Genomic DNA, 18,226 nt, shown 5'->3' on the forward strand with positions numbered 1-18,226 from the left:
CTCAACTTGCCTGTCTGTTCCAGGAACTGAGGGGCATGTGGTGAGGAGGAAGGAGGGCCGTCGCCATGACGACTCCCGTGAAGGAACCGACTCCCGTGCAGCGGCCGGCCGCGCGCGTGCCCGGATGGGTGAAGGCGCTCGGCGCGGTGGTGCTGGTGCTCGTCGTGCTGTTCGCCGGGATCCGGCTGAGCCTGATCCCGGGCCTGAAGGACCTGTTCGGCACGGAGACCCGGGACCGCTCCGGGCCCGCGCTCCTGGAGTCCATCCAGGACATCAGCCGCTACGACGCCGCCTCGGGCAACTTCCAGGTGGTGGTGGACCTGGAGAAGGACGCGAAGTTCCTGCCCGACGCCGTCCGCGGCAGCCGCACGCTGTACGTGGGCGCGGGCACCGTCGACGCCTATGTCGACCTCGGCAGGCTGGACAAGGGCGACGTACGGGTCGACGAGGACCGTACGTCGGCCACGCTGCGGCTGCCCCACGCCCAGCTGGGCACACCGGCGCTGGATCCCGACCGCTCCTACGCCGTCTCCAAGCAGCGGGGTCTGCTGGACCGGCTCGGAGACCTCTTCTCGGACAACCCCAACAGCGAACAGGCCGTGCAGAAACTCGCCGTGAAGCACATCGGCGACGCGGCCGAGGAGAGCGGGCTCACCGCACGGGCCGAGAGCAACACCACGGAGATGCTCGAAGGCCTGCTGCGCTCCCTGGGGTTCGAGAAGGTGCGGGTCGACTACGGCGACTGAGCGCCGATTACGGGGGTAACAGGCGTACCACATAAGGCAGTTGAAGACCTGGAGGATCTCATGGCCCGCGCCGTCCCACGTCCGCGCTCATCGCCGCGACGGCGCTCCGGCCCGTCCGGGTCCCGCACCGGGGAGAGCGGTTCCGCGCGTCCGCTCCCCCTGCTGCCCCGGCTGCTGGCGATGCTGTGCGCCTTCGTCTTCATGGTGGCCTTCGCCGCGGTACTGGCCCGGCTCACCCTGCACCCCTCCCCCGCCTCGGAGGCGCTGATCCACACCAATCTGCGCCCGGGCCGCTCCTTGCAGGCCTACCTGGACCAGCCCGCGCTGCGCGACGCCGTACGCCAGATCGGCGGCAACATCCTGCTCGGCGTGCCCTTCGGCGTGCTCGCGCCGGTGATCGCGCCGCGCACCCGCGGCTTCCTGAAGGTGCTCGTGCTGACGGCGGTCGTGATGCTGCTGGTGGAGTTCGCGCAGGGCGCCCTGGTGACCGGACGCGCCTTCGACATCGACGACGTCATCCTGAACACCTCGGGGGCGCTGATCGGCTACCTGCTCGCGGGACGGCGCCTGAGCCGGGCCGTGCACGCACGACGCCCGAAGGCCTGACCCCCGCGGACGTCACCCCCTACGCCGCTCCCTCTGCTCCTGACGGGCACCCGGGGAGCGGCGCGGGGTCCAGGTGAACTTGTCGCCGCCCACCCAGCGGACCACGTCCGGGTCGTCCAGGTCGTGGACCGTGATCCCGAACACCGCGGCGGTGTGCAGCACGTCGGTGACGGTCCGGACCCGGCCGACCACCTCTCCGTCGATCTCCATGATCCGGAACGGCGGTGTCCCGGGCTGCACCCCGAGCACCACGATCCGCGGATGCGACATGTACGGGCTCGCGCTTTCGGTCATGCCTTCGAGGGTAGAGCGCAAACCGCGCGAACGCGGCGTACAGCACATTCTCCCCCGGGTGCGGACCGGCACCGCCTCCGCCGTGCGGCGGTACGCCCTCTGGGGGAACCCTGGAGCGAGGAGGTGGCGATGGATCCCGTCGAGGCGCTGGAGCGGATCGCCTTCCTGCTGGAGCGGTCCCTCGCGCCGACGTACCGCGTCCGCGCCTTCCGCACCGCCGCCCGCACGCTGTCGGAGCTGGGCGGGGAGCAGGTGCGCGAGCGGGCGGCGGCCGGGACGCTCGAGACGCTGAAGGGGGTCGGCCCGAAGACCGCTCAGGTGGCGCGGGAGGCGCTGGCCGGGGAGGTGCCCGGCTATCTGCGGAAGCTGGAGGACGAGGCCGGCCGGGAGCCCGCGGACCGGGAGGGGCGACGGCTGCGGGCGCTGCTGCGCGGGGACTGTCATCTGCACTCCGACTGGTCCGACGGCGGCAGCCCGATCGGGGAGATGGGCCGCACCGCCGCGGGGCTCGGGCACGAGTGGGCGGTGCTGACGGACCACTCGCCCCGGCTGACCGTGGCACGGGGGCTGTCGGCCGCCCGGCTGCGCGAGCAGCTGGACGTGGTGGCGGAGCTGAACGAGACCTGGGCGCCGTTCCGGCTGCTGACCGGCATCGAGTGCGACATCCTCGAGGACGGCTCCCTCGACCAGGAACCGGAACTCCTGGAACGGCTGGACGTCGTGGTGGTGTCCGTGCACTCCAAGCTGCGGATGGACGCTCGGTCGATGACCCGCCGCATGGTGGCCGCGGTGCGCGACCCGCACTCCGACGTCCTCGGGCACTGCACCGGGCGGCTGGTGACCGGGCGCGGCCGGCCCGAGTCGGAGTTCGACGCCGACGAGGTGTTCGCCGCGTGCGCGGAGAGCGGCACCGCCCTGGAGATCAACAGCCGGCCCGAGCGGCTCGACCCGCCGCGACGGCTGCTGCGGCGCGCGGTGGAGGCGGGTGTGCTGTTCTCCGTCGACACCGACGCGCACGCGCCGGGTCAGCTGGACTGGCAGATCCTCGGGTGCGCCCGCGCCGAGGAGTGCGGGGTCCCGCCGGAGCGGGTGGTCACCACTTGGTCCCTGGACGAGCTGCTGGCCTGGGCCCGGGAGCGGAAGGTGCCGGCCGGAGTGGCGGGCGGCCCCGGTGGTACCCGTACCGCCCCCGAGTGAAGGAGCGCGTATGGAACAGGCGGCCGTGTTCGATGTGGACGGCACGCTGGCGGACACCAACCATCTGCATGTGACGTGCTGGTGGGAGGCCCTGCGGCAGGCGGGCCACCGGGTGTCGATGCACGACGTCCACCGGGCCGTGGGCCTGCCTTCGGCCGACCTGGTCGCCCATCTGCTGGGCGGGGACCGCGACCCGGACCGTGACGCGGAGCTGAGCGCCGCGCACAAGGCGCTGTACGGGCAGTACTTCGACCGGCTCGCCCCGCTGCCGGACGCCGGCCCGCTGCTGAAGCGGCTGCACCGGGACGGCTGGACGGTGGTGCTCGCCACCTCGGCGGGCGGCGCCGAGCTGGGCGCGCTGCGCCGGGCGATCGACGCGGACGAGGCGATCACCGCGACCGCGAGCGCGGACGACGTCGAGCAGGGCAAACCCGCCCCCGAGCCGGTCGAGCACGCCCTGGAGCTGGCCGGGGTGCCGGCCGAGCGCGCCGTGTTCGTCGGCGACACGGTGTGGGACATGCGGGCGGGCAGCAGGGCGGGGGTGCGCTGCGTGGGCTTGCTGTGCGGCGGCATCCCGCGCGCCGACCTGGTGGAGGCCGGCGCGGACGTGGTCTACGACGACCCGTCCCGGCTGCTGGCGTCGCTGTCGGACAGTCCCCTGGCATGAGGTCCGGCATGAGGTCCCGTACGACCGGGACGGCCGCGGGGGCGTGACGCGCGTGGGGCAGGAGATGTGGCGGGGTGATGACGTCGCGGGGCGGGCGGCTCCGACGGCACGGCTGTGGCACGCCGTGCGGTGGGACGTGCGGTCCGTGGGCCGGGCGGCGTGGGCCGCCCTGCGGGGGCCGGGCAGGGAGCGGGACCTGCTGGTCCAGTCGCTGAAGGCCGCCGCCGCGGCGCTGCTGGCCTGGCTGCTGGCGCAGGTCTGGCTCGGCGACCCGATGGCCCTCATGGCGCCCTGGGTGGCGCTGGTCCTGGTGCAGGCCACCGTCTACAGCTCGCTGATGCAGGCGGCGCGGCAGTTCACCGCGATCTGTGTGGGGGCCCTGGTGGCATCGGGGGCGCAGGCGGTCACCGGCGACACCACGGGCGCCCTCGCGCTGTCCGTGCCCGTCCTGGTGCTGCTGTCCAACTGGCGGCGCTTCGGCGACCAGGGCATCTACGCCGCCACCACGGCCGTCTTCACGATCGCCACGGGGACGGTGAGCGGGGCCGCCGTCGGGCACCGGCTGGGGCAGGCGGCGCTGGGCGCGGTGGTCGGTGTCGCCGTCAACGCGCTGGTCCTCCCGCCGGTTCACCTGAGGGACGTGCGGGAGAACCTCGCGGCGCTCGCCCGTGAGGCGGGCGAGGTGCTGCACACCGTGGCCGGGGACCTCCGCGAGGGCGAGTGGGACGCCGGGACCGCCTCCGGGTGGCTGGACTCCTCGGCCCGGCTGCAGAGCCGTGTGGAGGCGCTGCGCTCGGCCCGCGGCTGGAGCAGGGAGAGTCTGTGGCTCACCTCGGGCGTGCTGCGCGCCCTGCACCGGGCGCCGACCGAGGCACTGCCGCCGGAGGAGCAGGACGAGCGGTTCGGCCGGGTCACCGGGCACGTCACCTCGCTGACCCGGACGCTCGCGGTGGCCGCCGACGAGGACCGTACGCCCGCGGCGCCGGACGCGGCGATGCTGAGCCGCTACGCGGAGCTTCTCGAGCTGTTCGGCGACGCGTGCCGCGCGGAGGGCGACCGGCTGCTGAACGGGGGCCCCCGCACGGACGTCCTGCGGGACGAGCGGACCGAGGCGGTGCTGCGGGAGCTGCACGGAAAGCTCCAGGAGGGCATGCGGGACGCCGGCCGGGATGCCGCGCACACGGCCGTCCTGGGCACGCTGATCCTGCAGGCCGAGAACCTCTGGGCCGATCTCGACGGGGGTGCGCGGGTCCGGTGACGCACCTCACGCCTCCCGGCGGCGGATCGCGGAACACCCGGAGGCGGTTCCCCGTTGAACCAGCCGTGGGTGCGGACGGGACAGTGTCCCCGGGCCTCATCATCCGCCCACAGGGACGATCGTTCGGCTGAAGCCCTGTGGAGCCTTTCGCCGAGAGGCGACCGCCGTCCGCACCCGCCATCGAGCCGCCCCGGCCGTGATTCCCCCGTCGCGGTCGGGGCTTCCCCTGTGTTCCCCCGGTGTCGCCGCGGCGTGCACGCCGGCGCCCGAGGGGTACTCGGCCGGTTCCGCGGAACAGGCGGCCGAGAGGAGCGGAAGGTGAGCAGCGCAGCGGGCACGAGGGTCGTCGTCACGGGCGCCACCGGCAATGTCGGGACCAGTGTGGTGCGGGTCCTCTCGGAGGAACCGGAGGTCGTCTCCGTACGGGGTCTGGCCCGGCGGGTCCCCGAGTGGTCGCCGCCGAGGACCGAGTGGTCGGCGGTGGACCTGGCCTCGGAGCGGTCCGATCTCGCCGGGGAGTTCGCCGGCGCGGACGCGGTGATCCATCTGGCCTGGGCGTTCCAGCCGACGCACGATCCGGCGACCACCTGGCGCACGAACGTGCTCGGCAGCATGCGGGTGTTCGACGCGGTGGCCGAGGCGGGGGTGCCGGCGCTGGTGCACGCCTCCTCGGTCGGGGCCTACTCGCCGGGCCCGAAGGACCACGCGGTGGACGAGTCGTGGCCGACGCACGGCTGGCCGGACGCCGCGTACTGCCGGGAGAAGGCGTATCTGGAGCGGGCCCTGGACACGTTCGAGCGCGATCACCCGGGGACGCGGGTGGTGCGGATGCGGCCCGCGTTCCTCTTCAAGCGGGAGTCGGCGAGCGAGCAGCGCCGTATCTTCGGCGGCCGGTATCTGCCGGGTCAGCTGGTCCGGCCGGACCTGCTGCCCGTCCTCCCCGACATCCCCGGACTGCGGGTGCAGGCGCTGCACACCGACGACGCGGCCCACGCCTACCGGCTGGCGGTGCTGTCCGCCGGGGCGCGCGGCGCCTTCAATCTCGCCGCGGAGCCGGCGGTCGACGCCGAACTGCTCGGCCGGATGCTCGGCACCCGGCGGATACGGCTGCCGCGCACCGCTGCCCGCTCGGCGGTCGCCGCCGCCTGGGGACTGCGTCTGCTGCCCGCCTCGCCACATCTGTTCGACGCCGTGCTGAGGCTGCCGCTGATGGACTGCGCACGCGCGCGCGAGGAACTGGGCTGGCGGCCGGAGCACACGGCCACGGAGGTGCTGGAGGAGTTCCTGCGGGGCATGCGGGAGGGCGCGGGGGAACGGACGGAACCGATGCGGGGCCGCAAGGCCGGCTGAGCGCCGGGTTTCGGCGGCCGCCGCGGAGGTACCCGCGAGGGTCGTACGAACGAAGGGAGAGCGCCGTGACCGACCACCGCCTCGAAGGACCCGGCGAGAACGGCGCCGCCGTGCCCCGTGATCTGCCCGATCAGCAGGCGGGCCCCGGTGAGGACCCGTGGGAGGTCGCACCGGCCGCCGCGGAGCGCGAGAGCGAGAAGAAGTCCGGCCGGCCGGAGGAGCCGGAGGAGCCGGAGTCCGACGTGCCCGACACGGACGAGGCCGGTACCGGCCGGCAGGGCGCCCCGCACTCGGCGTCGGTCAACCCCGAGCAACCGGCACCGGACGAGTCCCCCGCGTAGGTCCTGTCCTCGCCGGACAGGGCCGCGGATGACGTGGGCACCGGCGTCCGCCCCTGCGGCCGCTCAGCGGCCGGGTCCACGACTGTGCCGGCCCGGCCGGCCGGGCGGGGTCACCGGGGGGTGCGTTCCCGCAGGGCGGTGTGCCAGGCGGGCGGTGGGGACTCCGGGTCCGGGTCGGGTCGCCGGCCGCCGCGGGCGAAGAAGTCGGCGAGCGGCAGGATCGCGGCGCCGACGGTGACCGCGTCGGGGCCCAGGCTGCCCAGCTCGATCGTCACCTTCCCGGCCGGATGGCGCAGCGCGTACGACAGGGCGTGTCTGCGCACCGCGGGCAGGAAACGGGAACCGAGCTGGAGGCCGGCCCAACCGCCCATCAGGATGCGCTCCGGCTGGAAGAGGTTGATCAGGTCGGACAGGCCGGCGCCCAGGTATTCGGCGGTCTCCTCCAGCACGGCGAGCGCGACGGGGTCCGGGGCGGCGCCGTCGGCGGGATAGGCGGCGGCGAGCATGGCCGTCAGCGCCGTCTCCTCGTCCGTGCCCCCGGGCACCCGGCCGCCCTCCTCGCGCCACCGGGCGAGCAGCGACTCGGCGCCCGCGTACGCCTCCAGGCAGCCGAGCGCGCCGCAGCGGCAGCGGCGGCCCCTGACCCGGACGGTCAGATGCCCCCATTCGACCGCCCTGCCCTGTTCCACCTCGGGTGTGACCAGGCAGGCGCCGACGCCGGAGCCGAAGAGGACCACGAGGGCGTTGCCGGCGCCGCGGCCCGCCCCGAACCACATCTCGGCCTGGCCGAGGGTCCTGGCGCCGTTGTCGATGAAGCAGGGCACGGAGTCCGGCAGCAGGGACTCGGCGCGGAGCAGGGACTCCAGGGGGACCGCGTCCCAGCCGATGGTCTGGCCGTGCACCACGGCGCCCCGGTCGGGGGTGTGCTCGACGATGCCGGGGACGCCGATGCCGACGCCGAGCAGCCGCTCGGGGGCGAGCCGGGCGGCGCCGAGCACCTCGGCGATCCCGGAGCGGATGTGGTCGACGATGACCTCGACCTCGTAGCGCTGCTGCTCCAGGGGGAGTTCCGCGCGGGCGAGCTCGGTGAGGGTCAGGTCGAACAGTTCGACGCGGACCCGGGTCTCGCCCACGTCGACGCCGATCATGTGGCCGCTGGCCGGTGCCACCCGCAGCAGGGTGCGGGGACGGCCGCCGTCGGAGTCGACGCTGCCGGCCTCCTCCACCAGGCCGTCGGCGACCAGGTCGGCGACGACGTTGCTCACGGATCCGGAGCTCAGCCCGGTCGCCGGGCCGAGTTCGAAGCGGCTGAGCGGGCCGTCGAAGTAGAGCCGCTGCAGGACCGCCGTGCGGTTGGCCCGCCTGAGGTCGCGCACCGTGCGCCCGTTCCGCACCGCCATGTGGCTCCTTCCGAAACCCTGCCCGACCTGCAACATACCGCCGGGAACGGGCCGGGCGCGACTTTCTCCCACCCTTATTTCATGTTGTGAACTAACAGTGTCCGGCGACCTCGTCCAGCGCCGCCTCCAGTTCCGGCGCCACCACGTCCCGGACCCAGCGCCGGTGAGCGGCGTCGGCCGCCCGCGGAACCGTCTCGGTGAGCATGATCAGGTACAGGTAGGCGCGGTAGAGGGCGAGGCGGACGCGGGCCGCCCCGCCGAGGGCGGCCTCGCCCCCGGCCTCCGCGTACCCGGCGAGGAACGCCTCGTCCGTCCTGATGTCGCCGAGCAGGGCGAGCGAGACGAAGTCGGCGAGCGGGTCGCCCCAGAACATCCGCTCCCCGTCGATGAGCCCGCCGATGCGGGCCCGGCCCGCCGCGGAGCGGTCCACCAGGATGTTGCCCGGCCACAGGTCGAAGTGGACGAGCACCGGCACGGTGACCTCGTCGAGCGCCCCGGCGGCGGCGTGGAGCACGGCGGCCGTCTCCTCGACGGGGCGGGGCAGCCGGGCGCCGTAATCCCGGGCGTCGGCCAGCACGGCGCCGGTCATCGCGGTGAAGGCGGTCCGCCAGTCGCTCGCGAGCGGCCCGAGGGCGCCGGACGGGTAGCCGAACCCCGGCCCGGTCACCCGGTGCAGCCGGGCCACCTGACGCCCGAGCTCCTCGCGCAGTTCCGCCCGCTCGCCGTCCGCCGGCGCCGCCTGCGGCCAGGGCAGGCCCGGGGAGGCGGTCAGCAGCAGATACGGGGCGCGGGGGTCGCCGCCGAGGAACACGGCGCGCGGGGCGGGCACCCGGGCCTCGGCCGCACCGGCGCAGAACTCCGCCTCGGCGGCCAGGAGGTTCCGCTCGTACCGCAGGCCGGGGGCGGTGGGCGCGGGCGGGATCTTGAGCACGTACCGGCTGCCGTCGGCGAGGAGGAGTTCCTCTACGGTGTTGTAGGTGCCGCCGGTCAGCGGACGCACGCCGGCGAGCGCGCCGGACGGCAGACCCGCCTCCGCGAGCACCCGGCGGGCCCGCTGCCAGGAATCCACCTTCATGCACACCCCTCCCCCACAACGACCGGGGTACAGCGTACGGAACGCGTCCTGGGCGGGAGCCCCGGGGGAAATTCGCTGGCTCCGGCCGGCGCAGGATACCTACCCTGGGCCAGAAACCTAGACCCCCTAGGTTTCGAAACCACGACACAGGAGACAGCCCCGTGAAAGCGCTCACCGAGCACGACATCCGCAGTTCGTTCATCAACTGCTCGAAGGGTGAGGCCAAGCGGCTTGCCGTACCCCGTGACCTGGGCGAACGTCCCTGGAGCGACCTCGACTTCCTGGGCTGGCGCGATCCGGGCGCGCCCGACCGCAGCTATCTCGTCACCGAGCGGGACGACCGTCTCGTCGCGGTGGCCCTGCGCTTCCAGCCCGCTCAGCGCGGTTTCCTCCACCGCAGCATGTGCTCGCTGTGCCTGACGACCCATCCGCGCGGCGGAGTCTCCCTGATGACCGCGCGCAAGGCGGGCCCGGCCGGCCGTGAGGGCAACTCGGTCGGCGCCTACATGTGCACCGACCTCGCCTGTTCCCTCTATCTGCGCGGCCTGAAGGTCCCGGAGAGCGGGTCCCGCTTCGAGGAGAGCCTCACCCTGGAGCAGCAGATCGCCCGCACCAGGGGGAACCTGTTCGGCTTCCTCGACAAGCTGTAGGCCCGCCCGGCTGTTCCGCCGGGGGACTGCCGTCCCTGGTGAACACGTTCGTGGTGTCCGGGGAGGGGGAACCGTCCGAGGATGCAAGTCGTACGTGAGATGACCGCTCCGGCCGTTCGGTACGTCAAGCGGCGCCGGGACCCGGTGACCGTGCAGACGGTGCGATCGGCGTTGGCGGCGACGGTCGCCTACGTCATCGCGGTACAGCTGAATCCGGAGGCCGCCCCGCTCACCGCGCCCCTGACCGCGCTGCTCGTGGTACAGGTCACCCTGTACTCCACGCTCACCACCGGGATCCGCCGGGTGAACTCGGTGGTGACCGGCGTCGTCGTGGCGATCCTGTTCAGTCTCCTGGTCGGTCTGACCTGGTGGAGTCTTGGCCTGCTCATCCTGTCGTCGCTGATCATCGGCCATCTGGTGCGGGTGGACGAGTTCGTCCCCGAGGTGGCGATCAGCGCGATGCTGGTGCTCGGGGTGACCACCCACGGGGACACCGCCTGGGCCCGCATCGTGGAGACGCTGGTCGGGGCCGCCGTCGGAATGGCGTTCAACCTGCTGCTGGCCCCGCCGGTGTGGGTGGAGGAGGCCGGCGAGTCGATCGAGGAGCTGGCGCGGCGGGTGCGGCAGCTGATGCTGCGGATCGGGGAGGAGGCCGCGGGCCGCCCTCCGTCGTCCCGCGCGGCGGCCCGGCTGCACGAGGCCCGCCGGCTGGACCACGACATCTCCGAGGTGGACGCGGACCTCCGGCAGGCGGAGGACAGCCTGCGGCTCAACCCGAGGGTGCGTGAGGGCCTGCTGCACCGGATCGTGCTGCGCACCGGCCTGGACACGCTGGAGATCTGCACGGTGGTGCTGCGGGTGCTGGCCCGCACCGTGACCGACCTGGCCAAGGAGCGCGAGCCCGGCCGGCTGTTCGCGCCGGAGACGGGCGCCGCCTTCGAGCAGTTGCTGTCCGAGATCGCCGACGCCGTGGTCAGCTTCGCGGTGCTGGTCACCACGAGCGTGAGCGCGAACGCCGAGTCGGCGGAGGAGCGGCTCGCCTCGGAGCTGCGGCAGGCGGCCGTCACCCGCGACAGGCTGGCCGAGCTGCTCTTCGAGGAGGCCCGCCGGGACGCGCGCGAGTGGCAGTTGCTGGGCGCCGTGCTGACCGAGGTCAACCGCATCCTGGACGAGATGGACACCGAGCACCGTACGCGCAGGCTGTTCGAGGAGCTGGACCGGCACTCGCGGGAGCAGCGCGAGCGGCTGCCGCGGCTCACCCGGCTGTGGGAGCGGCTGCGCCGCCTCCGGCGCGGCGCCGGCCGTCGTTCCTCGTGACGCGAACGGGGCGGGCGGCGGCCGGGCTTGCGCGCGACGGGTGACGGCCGCCAGGGTGGCGGTGGACCGGGACGGGCGACGACCTGAGGTGCGTGGATGAGCAGGGCCGACTGGAGCAGGCGCCGTTTCGTCGGCGCCGTCACGGGGACGGCCGCCGCGCCGGCGGTCGCGGCGTGCGACGAGGCGCCGCCGGCGGATCCGCCCTCCCCGCCGGCGCCCGATCCGGGTACCGGCGCACGGAGCGGGGGCGGCCGGCCCGCCGGTCCGCGTCCGCTTTTCCTGGGCACCTACACCTCGGCCGACGGCGGCGGCGAGGGCATCGGGCTGGCCGCGTACGACCCGGAGTCGGGGCGGATCACCGGCTCCGGCGCCCTCACCGGTGTGGCGGATCCGTCGTATCTGACGGTGCATCCGGACGGCCGGACGCTGTACGCGGTGAACGAGCGGGACGACGGCGCGGTGACCGCCGTCCGGCTGTCCGACCGGAAGGTGCTGGGCAGCCGGAGCAGCGGCGGCGCGGCTCCCTGCCATCTGTCGGTGCATCCGGACGGCCGGTACCTGCTGAGCGCGAACTACGGCTCCGGGAGCGTCGCGGTGCACCCCATCGACGCCTCGGGGGCGCTCGGGGAGCGCACCGAACTGGTCACGCACTCAGGTCCGCCGCCGGGTCCGGGCCAACGGGGGCCGCACGCCCACCAGTTCCTCACCAGTCCGGACGGGGGCCATGTCCTCGCCGTCGACCTGGGCACGGACACGGTGTACACGTACCGCCTCGACGAGGCGGCCGGCACGCTCACCGAGACGGCGCGGGCGAGCACCCGGCCCGGTGCGGGACCGCGCCATCTCACCTTTCACCCCGGGGGCCGGTACGCCTATCTCGCCAACGAGGTCGACGACACCGTCGCGGTGTGCGCGTACGACCCCGGTTCGGGGCGGCTGCGGATCGGCGCGCCGCAGTCGACGGGCACGGGGGCCGGCACCAGCTACCCGGCGCAGATCCTGGTGACCGGGAACGGGCGGTTCGCGTATCTGGCGAACCGCGGCGACAACAGCCTCACCCGCTACGCCGTCGAGGCGGACGGCGCCCGGCTGCGGCTGCTCGACACCGTGCTGGTGGGCGGTGACTTCCCGCGCCAGATCGCCTTCTCCCCGGACGGCGCGCTGCTGTTCGCGGCCAACCAGAGGTCCGGTGACGTCAGCGTGTTCCACGTCGACGAGGAGAGCGGTGGACTGCGCTCCGCGGGCGAGCCGTTCGGCTCACCGGTCGCCGTCTGCGCGCTGCCGCTGTAGCGGCCTGGGACAGGAGGCGGCGCTCGCCTGGGCGAGCAGCACGTGCAACCGCTCGGTGAGCTGGGAGACGTCGTCGGCGGGCGTGTGGAAGGGCAGGCGTACGTCGCCGCCGGAGCGGACGCGTTCGATGCGCAGGGTCAGCCCGTGCCGGTCGACGGCGAGCGGCCGGACGCGGACCGCGCCGTGCAGGCTGCCGGGGTCGACCAGGCGGGTCAGCCGTTCGACCGCGTCGGCGTGGCAGTCGGCGAGGTGGGTCAGCAGCCGGGCCTCGGCGGCGGCCAGCGGGTCGGGCGCGGCGGCGGCGAACTCGCCGGCGTCGACGACCAGGGCGCCGGACCGCTGCCGGAGCACCACGCGGGTCGGCCGGAAGGCGAGGTGGCCGTCCCGGACGGAGAACCAGCCGGCCAGCCACAGCCGGGCGCGGACCCGGTCGCGCACGGGGACGGGTGCGACGTCGGCGAACTCCAGTACGGCGGACGGCTCGCCGCGGGGCGCGCAGATCGCGGCGGCGAGCAGGACGCTGTCCTCGGGAACCTGCAGCAGCACCCCTCCGTCGTCGGTCACGCCGTGCGCGCCCACGAGCTCCTCCCGGGTGCCCTCCGCGGTCACCGCGCAGGACCAGGCGGCGGCGAGCACCGAGCGGGCCCGCTCCGCCGCGCCGGGCGCGGCCGTCCAGCCGTGCGTGTCGTCAGCCATCCCCGAACCTCCTCTTAGGTAAGCCTTGCCTAACCTATCGGAGAACGGGGAGCGCGCCAACCGGATCGCGCGATCCGCGCGGGTCCGTCAGGGCGTGAGGACGCCCAGCAGGGCGCGGGCGCACAGGTCGCGCACCTGCTCACGGTCCGGGCCGGAACCGCGCAGCCATTCCAGGCAGACGGCGGTGGTGAAGGCCAGCCAGCCGCGCACGGCGAGCCGGGTGTCCGGCCGCGCCTCGAGGGCGGGCCCGTATTCGGGGTCCTGGGCGAGCGCCGCAAGAATCTGCCGCTCCTGCGCCGCCAGGGCCCTGCGGTAGACCCGGCGCACGGCCCGGTCCCCCGCCGCGTCCGCGCGGTGGAAGGCGCGGTAGCCGTGCGCATGGGCCTCGACGTACTCCAGGTACGCGTCGAGACCCGCCGTGAGCTGCTCGCGCACCGGGACGCCGGGCACCGCCGCCGTCATCCGCAGCATCCGCTCGCTCTCGCGCTCCACCACCGCCGCGAAGAAGTCCCGCTTGGTCGGGAAGTAGTGGTACAGCAGCCCCCGGGAGACGCCGGCGATCTCGGCGACCTGCTCGATCCACACCTCGTCGTAGGGACTCTCCGAGAACAGCCGCGCACCGACCGACAGAAGCTGCTCCCGGCGCTCCCCGGTGCTGAGCCTGCGGCGTGTGCGCCCGCCCTGGTTCGCGGCCATGCCCGCACTTTACTTGACGCCGGTTCAGCGACCGGCCCAGACTGAACCACCTTATTGAACTCGCGTACAACACATCGCGCACCACACGCCGCACGCGCGCCGGGTCGAAGGAGATCGCGTCATGGCGGAGACGACGACACGGGCCGGACTGCCGAAGGGGTTCCGCAGCGCGGAACTGGGCTGGCCCGAACTGCATCGCATACCGCGTCCGCCGTACCGCCTGCCGCTGCTCGGCGACGTCCTGGGCGCGAGCCGGAGCGCTCCGGTCCAGGACTCGCTGAAGTACGCCCGCCGGCTGGGGCCGATCTTCCGGCGTAACGCCTTCGGCAAGGAGTTCGTGTTCACCTGGGGCGCCGGGCTGGTGGCCGATCTGGCCGACGAGTCGCGGTTCGCCAAGCACGTCGGGCTGGGCGTCGCCAACCTGCGGCCGGTCGCCGGCGACGGGCTGTTCACGGCCTACAACCACGAGCCCAACTGGCAGTTGGCGCACGATGTGCTGGCTCCCGGGTTCAGCCGTGAGGCCATGGCCGGCTACCACCCGATGATGCTGGCCGTGGCGGAACGGCTGACGGAACACTGGGACCGTGCGGCGGCCGGGGGCAGTGCGGTGGACGTGCCCGGGGACATGACCAAGCTGACGCTGGAGACCATCGCGCGCACCGGGTTCGGGCACGACTTCGGGTCGTTCGAACGGCCCCGTCCGCACCCGTTCGTCACCGCGATGGTCGGCACGCTCACCTACGCGCAGCGCCTGAACAGCGTGCCCGCGCCGCTGACTCCCCTGCTGCTGCGGGGCGCGAGCCGCCGCAACGCGGCCGACATCGCGCACCTCAACCGGATCGTGGACGAGGTGGTGCGGGTGCGGCGGGCCGGCGGCGGCAGCGGGGACGGGGATCTGCTGGACCGGATGCTGGAGACCGCGCACCCGGAGACCGGGGAGCGGCTGTCGTCCGAGAACGTCCGCCGTCAGGTGATCACCTTTCTGGTCGCCGGGCACGAGACCACCTCGGGCGCGCTGTCCTTCGCCCTGCACTACCTGTCCCGGCACCCCGATGTCGCGGCGCGCGCCCGCGCGGAGGTGGACCGGGTCTGGGGCGACGGGGAGGCGCCGGGCTACGAGCAGGTCGCCCGGCTGCGCTACGTCCGCCGGGTGCTGGACGAGTCGCTGCGGCTGTGGCCGACGGCGCCGGCGTTCGCCCGGGAGGCACGGGCGGACACGGTGCTGGGCGGGGAGCATCCGATGCGGCGCGGCGCCTGGACGCTGGTGCTGACGCCGATGCTGCACCGGGACCCCGAGGTGTGGGGCGCGGACGCGGAGCGGTTCGATCCGGACCGGTTCGACGCGCGGGCGGCGCGGGGGCGGGCGGCGCACACGTTCAAGCCGTTCGGGACGGGGGCCCGGGCGTGCATCGGGCGGCAGTTCGCCCTGCACGAGGCGACGCTGGTGCTGGGGCTGCTGCTGCGGCGGTACGAACTGCGGGCCGATCCCGCGTATCGGCTGCGGGTGACCGAGCGGCTCACGCTGATGCCGGAGGGGTTGCGGCTGTGGCCGGAACGCAGGGGTGCGACGACGGGGCCCGCGACGGCCTGAGGCGCGTCGCCGGCCGGGGGCGGGGCGGGGTCAGGGGCCCGGGACCTCCAGGTGGTCGAGGCGGTCGGGGTCGGCCAGGATGTACACGGCCGTGATGCGGCCGTTCTCGACCGTGAAGGACATGACCGACCGGATCCGGCCGTCCACCACGCTGAGCAGGCCCGCCCCGTCGTTGACCAGGACGATGCGGGCCGCCGCGGTGTACCGGGCGAACATGAGCGCCGACTCCGCCACCGTCCTCGCGCCCCGGAGGATCTTGGAGGCCGTGATGCCCCGGACCAGCGCGCCGGCGTCCGCCCGCAGCACCACGTCCGGGTGCAGGACGGCGACCAGCGCCTCGAAGTCACCGCCGCGCGCGGCGGCCATGAACGCGTCGAGCGCCTCCTTCTGCCGCCCGAGGTCGGGGTCGGACGGGGGGACCGTGTCCCGCACCCGGCGGCGGGCCCGGCTGGCGAGCTGCCGGGTCGCGGCCGCGTTGCGCTCCACGACGGGGGCGATGTCGTCGAACGGCACGGCGAACATGTCGTGCAGGACGAACGCCAGCCGCTCGTCGGGCTCCAGCTTCTCCAGGACCACCAGCATCGCCACGCCCACCGAGTCGGCGCGCAGCGCCTCCTGTTCCGGGTCCGCCTGGGCGGTGAGGGGTCCGATCACCGGGTCCGGGACGAAGGTCTCGTCCATCGGCTGCTCGCGGCGGGTGGTGCGCGCACGCAGCAGGTCCAGGCAGATCCTGCCGGTCACGGTGGTGAGCCAGCCGCCGAGGTTGTCGATCGCGGCGGTGTCCGCGCGGCCCAGGCGCAGCCAGGTCTCCTGGACCGCGTCCTCCGCCTCGGTCAGCGAGCCGAGCATGCGGTAGGCGACCGCCCCCCAGGTGGCCGCGGTGCTCCTCGAAGCGCCGCGCCAGCGATTCCTTGTCGTCCCCCACGGAGGTCACCGGGCGAACAGCTCGAAGGCGACCGCGGGGCGGTCGCCGAACCGCTTGCCCGTCTCCTCGGCGAATCCGGTCAGCAGCCCGCGGGCGTACGTCTCCGGGTCCTCGTCGGTCAGCGCCTCGATGTAGGTCCGGTGCGCGAGCAGGGAGGCGACCGCCCGCTCCAGTCCCCCGGCAGCGTCCACGGCGTGGGTGGGGTTGCCGGAACCGGCGACCGCCACCCAGCGGACGCCGTCCCAGGGGGCGAGGCCCCGCTCGGTCAGCTCCGGGAAGATCCAGCGGTTCCCGGCGTCACCGGCCGCGTCCAGCACGGCGCGCCCGACGGCGACGTGGTCCGGTGTGTTCCAGTAGGTGCCGCCCCAGGTGTCCCGGTGGTTCAGGGTGATCACCAGTTCGGGCCGGTGACGGCGGATGGCGGCCGCGATGTCCCGGCGCAGGGCGGGGCCGTACTCGACGACGCCGTCCGCGTGGTCGAGGAAGTCGACCTGGTCCACGCCGACCACGGCCGCGCTCGCCCGCTGCTCCCGCTCCCTGAGCGCGGCGCACTTCGCCGGTTCCAGCGTGTCGATGCCCGCCTCGCCGCGGGTCGCGAGGACATAGGCGACCTCGCGGCCCGCGTCGGTCCAGGAGGCGATCGCCGCGGCGCAGCCGTACTCGAGGTCGTCCGGGTGGGCGACCACGGCCAGCGCGCGCCGCCAGTCGTCGGGCATCGGCTGGAGTTGACTGGTCGTCGGCTCGGTCATGCCCGCAGACTAACCCGCGGCACCGACAACGCACCGGCCGCTCGCCCGGGCCGGGGTCACACCTCGTCGCGGGCCAGGGCGATCAGCCGGTCCAGTACGCGGGGGCCGCCGGCCCGGACGCCGTCGTGCTCGAACTCGTCGGTGACCCAGGTGCGCAGTCCCCGGATCGCGCGGGCGGTCTCGAGGGAGTGGGGCGTGTGGACGTACATGTCGTCGTGGTAGACGGCCGCGGCGACCGGGACCTCGTTGGCGGCGAGGCGGGCGGGGTCGTACAGCGGGGTCCAGTCGGTGCGGGCGGCGAGCAGTTCGGCGGTCTCGCGCAGCGGGCGCAGCGCGGGGTCGCAGTCGAACATCCAGGGGTGGATGGTCTCGCCGGTGAAGAGCAGGGGCTCGTCGCCGGCGAGCGTCTTGGCCGCGTCGAACCCCGGGAACTCGTTGCGTACGCGTTCGGCGGACCAGGCGGTGGGGCGTGCGTCCTGGCCGTAGATGGCCTCGTGGACCAGCGCGTACAGGGGGTGGCCGGCGAACGACAGCAGGGCCTGCGCCTGTTCCTGGAAGGCGTCGGAGAGGGCGGGGCCGCCGGGGGTGCGGACGAAGGCGTCCTCCAGGAGGTGGTGCAGCCGGTGGCTGCCGTCGCCGCCGCCGAGCATGAGGCCGAGGGACTGGAACGCCTCGACGGTGAAGCGGTAGCCGTTCGGGAGGACGACCTCGTGGGTGAGGAGGTGGTCGGCGATGCGGCGGGCGCGTTCGACGTCCTGCGGGTAGCGGGCGTAGTGCGCGGCGACCTTGCGCGCGACGCGCGGGTAGGCGGCCCGGTAGACGTCGTCGGCGTGGGCGTCGAGGGAGGGCAGGCCGCCGGTGACGAGGGCGGTGTCCAGGCCCTCGGGGGCCGTCGACAGGTAGGCGACGGCGCAGAAGCCGCCGAAGCTCTGGCCGAGCACCGTCCAGGGTGCGCCGCCGGTCACCTGGGGGCGGATGGCCTCGCAGTCCCGGACGATGGAGTCGGCGCGGAAGTGGCTGAGGTAGTCGGCCTGTTCGGCGGGGCCGCCGCGCAGCGGGAGGGTCTGCCGGTTCGCGGGGGTGGAGTGCCCGGTGCCGCGCTGGTCGAGGAGCAGGACGCGGTACTCCTCCAGGGCCCGGCCCAGCCAGGCCTCCTTGCGGATGAAACGGTTCGCCCCGAAGCCCGGCCCGCCCTGGAGGTAGAGCAGCCAGGGCAGGTCCTGGCCGGCCTTGTCACTCGCGACGGCCTCCCGCGCGTACAGGACGATCGTCTCCCCCGAGGGGGTGTCGTGGTCGAGGGGCACGGTGAACCGGCGGTCGGTGAGGACCACTCCGGGCTGGCGGTAACTGACGGTCAACGGTGCTCCTGGGACGAACG

Annotated in this window: 18 protein-coding genes and 1 pseudogene; 11 read left to right on the top strand and 8 right to left on the bottom strand. The window is 74.1% G+C overall.

Annotated elements, in window-relative coordinates; all coding sequences use genetic code 11:
- The first annotated feature begins 65 nt into the window (after window positions 1–65).
- Entirely contained in the window at window positions 66–746 is a 681-nt protein-coding gene (locus CNQ36_RS02805; protein WP_121544786.1) for a DUF4230 domain-containing protein, read from the top strand.
- Window positions 747–806: 60 nt separating this feature from the next.
- Window positions 807–1,352 carry a VanZ family protein gene (locus tag CNQ36_RS02810; RefSeq protein WP_121544787.1) on the top strand — a complete coding sequence of 182 codons (546 nt, stop codon included), beginning with the start codon at window positions 807–809 and terminating at the stop codon, window positions 1,350–1,352.
- A 12-nt stretch (window positions 1,353–1,364) separates the two neighbouring features.
- On the opposite strand, the gene CNQ36_RS02815 is transcribed toward CNQ36_RS02810, so the two are convergent.
- Window positions 1,365–1,646, bottom strand: a complete 282-nt coding sequence (locus CNQ36_RS02815; protein ID WP_121544788.1) for a hypothetical protein — start codon at window positions 1,644–1,646, stop codon at window positions 1,365–1,367.
- A 129-nt stretch (window positions 1,647–1,775) separates the two neighbouring features.
- On the opposite strand from CNQ36_RS02815, the gene CNQ36_RS02820 reads away from it, so the two are divergent.
- From CNQ36_RS02820 to CNQ36_RS02840, 5 genes are all read left to right on the top strand, one after another.
- Window positions 1,776–2,843, top strand: coding sequence for a PHP domain-containing protein (locus CNQ36_RS02820; RefSeq protein WP_121544789.1), 1,068 nt, complete (start codon window positions 1,776–1,778; stop codon window positions 2,841–2,843).
- 10 nt (window positions 2,844–2,853) lie between these two features.
- A complete protein-coding gene (locus CNQ36_RS02825) occupies window positions 2,854–3,510 on the top strand; it encodes an HAD family hydrolase (protein ID WP_121544790.1) in 657 nt (218 codons plus the stop codon).
- A 64-nt stretch (window positions 3,511–3,574) separates the two neighbouring features.
- Entirely contained in the window at window positions 3,575–4,768 is a 1,194-nt protein-coding gene (locus CNQ36_RS02830) for an FUSC family protein (protein WP_228313118.1), read from the top strand.
- A gap of 318 nt (window positions 4,769–5,086) precedes the next feature.
- Entirely contained in the window at window positions 5,087–6,118 is a 1,032-nt protein-coding gene (locus tag CNQ36_RS02835; protein WP_121544791.1) for an SDR family oxidoreductase, read from the top strand.
- Window positions 6,119–6,183: 65 nt separating this feature from the next.
- Window positions 6,184–6,459, top strand: coding sequence for a hypothetical protein (locus tag CNQ36_RS02840; protein WP_121544792.1), 276 nt, complete (start codon window positions 6,184–6,186; stop codon window positions 6,457–6,459).
- 110 nt (window positions 6,460–6,569) lie between these two features.
- On the opposite strand, the gene CNQ36_RS02845 is transcribed toward CNQ36_RS02840, so the two are convergent.
- Window positions 6,570–7,859 carry an ROK family transcriptional regulator gene (locus CNQ36_RS02845; protein WP_004935563.1) on the bottom strand — a complete coding sequence of 430 codons (1,290 nt, stop codon included), beginning with the start codon at window positions 7,857–7,859 and terminating at the stop codon, window positions 6,570–6,572.
- A gap of 91 nt (window positions 7,860–7,950) precedes the next feature.
- Window positions 7,951–8,934, bottom strand: coding sequence for a phosphotransferase family protein (locus CNQ36_RS02850; RefSeq protein WP_121544793.1), 984 nt, complete (start codon window positions 8,932–8,934; stop codon window positions 7,951–7,953).
- 161 nt (window positions 8,935–9,095) lie between these two features.
- Between CNQ36_RS02850 and CNQ36_RS02855 the strand changes: the two genes are divergently transcribed.
- The 3 genes from CNQ36_RS02855 to CNQ36_RS02865 all read left to right on the top strand — a co-directional run bounded on the left by CNQ36_RS02855 (window position 9,096) and on the right by CNQ36_RS02865 (window position 12,191).
- Window positions 9,096–9,584, top strand: coding sequence for an FBP domain-containing protein (locus tag CNQ36_RS02855; protein ID WP_004935555.1), 489 nt, complete (start codon window positions 9,096–9,098; stop codon window positions 9,582–9,584).
- A gap of 81 nt (window positions 9,585–9,665) precedes the next feature.
- Entirely contained in the window at window positions 9,666–10,901 is a 1,236-nt protein-coding gene (locus CNQ36_RS02860) for an aromatic acid exporter family protein (protein ID WP_121544794.1), read from the top strand.
- 96 nt (window positions 10,902–10,997) lie between these two features.
- Window positions 10,998–12,191, top strand: a complete 1,194-nt coding sequence (locus CNQ36_RS02865; RefSeq protein ID WP_121544795.1) for a lactonase family protein — start codon at window positions 10,998–11,000, stop codon at window positions 12,189–12,191.
- Here CNQ36_RS02865 and CNQ36_RS02870 read toward each other — a convergent pair.
- Window positions 12,159–12,887, bottom strand: coding sequence for a DUF2470 domain-containing protein (locus CNQ36_RS02870; protein ID WP_121544796.1), 729 nt, complete (start codon window positions 12,885–12,887; stop codon window positions 12,159–12,161). The two genes, CNQ36_RS02865 and CNQ36_RS02870, sit on opposite strands and share 33 nt — an antisense overlap.
- A gap of 87 nt (window positions 12,888–12,974) precedes the next feature.
- Complete coding sequence (locus CNQ36_RS02875) at window positions 12,975–13,583, bottom strand: TetR/AcrR family transcriptional regulator (protein ID WP_004935545.1); 609 nt, start codon at window positions 13,581–13,583, stop codon at window positions 12,975–12,977.
- 121 nt (window positions 13,584–13,704) lie between these two features.
- Here CNQ36_RS02875 and CNQ36_RS02880 point away from each other — a divergent pair, with 121 nt between their 5' ends.
- Window positions 13,705–15,174: a cytochrome P450 gene (locus tag CNQ36_RS02880; RefSeq protein ID WP_121544797.1), complete on the top strand. Its 1,470-nt coding sequence runs from the start codon at window positions 13,705–13,707 to the stop codon at window positions 15,172–15,174.
- Between the two features lie 30 nt (window positions 15,175–15,204).
- On the opposite strand, the pseudogene sigJ reads toward CNQ36_RS02880, so the two are convergent.
- The 3 genes and pseudogenes from sigJ to CNQ36_RS02895 all read right to left on the bottom strand — a co-directional run bounded on the left by sigJ (window position 15,205) and on the right by CNQ36_RS02895 (window position 18,206).
- Window positions 15,205–16,108 (bottom strand): annotated as a pseudogene (gene sigJ, locus CNQ36_RS02885) (RNA polymerase sigma factor SigJ).
- The gene (locus CNQ36_RS02890; protein ID WP_004935538.1) at window positions 16,105–16,848 is read right to left on the bottom strand and encodes a PIG-L deacetylase family protein; all 744 of its coding nucleotides are present in this window, start codon (window positions 16,846–16,848) and stop codon (window positions 16,105–16,107) included. The pseudogene sigJ and the gene CNQ36_RS02890 overlap by 4 nt, the downstream one beginning before the upstream one ends.
- Before the next feature lie 56 nt (window positions 16,849–16,904).
- Window positions 16,905–18,206, bottom strand: a complete 1,302-nt coding sequence (locus tag CNQ36_RS02895) for an alpha/beta fold hydrolase (RefSeq protein WP_121544798.1) — start codon at window positions 18,204–18,206, stop codon at window positions 16,905–16,907.
- Window positions 18,207–18,226: the final 20 nt, after the last annotated feature.

This window comes from Streptomyces fungicidicus (assembly GCF_003665435.1).
Taxonomy (GTDB): Bacteria; Actinomycetota; Actinomycetes; order Streptomycetales; family Streptomycetaceae; genus Streptomyces; species Streptomyces fungicidicus.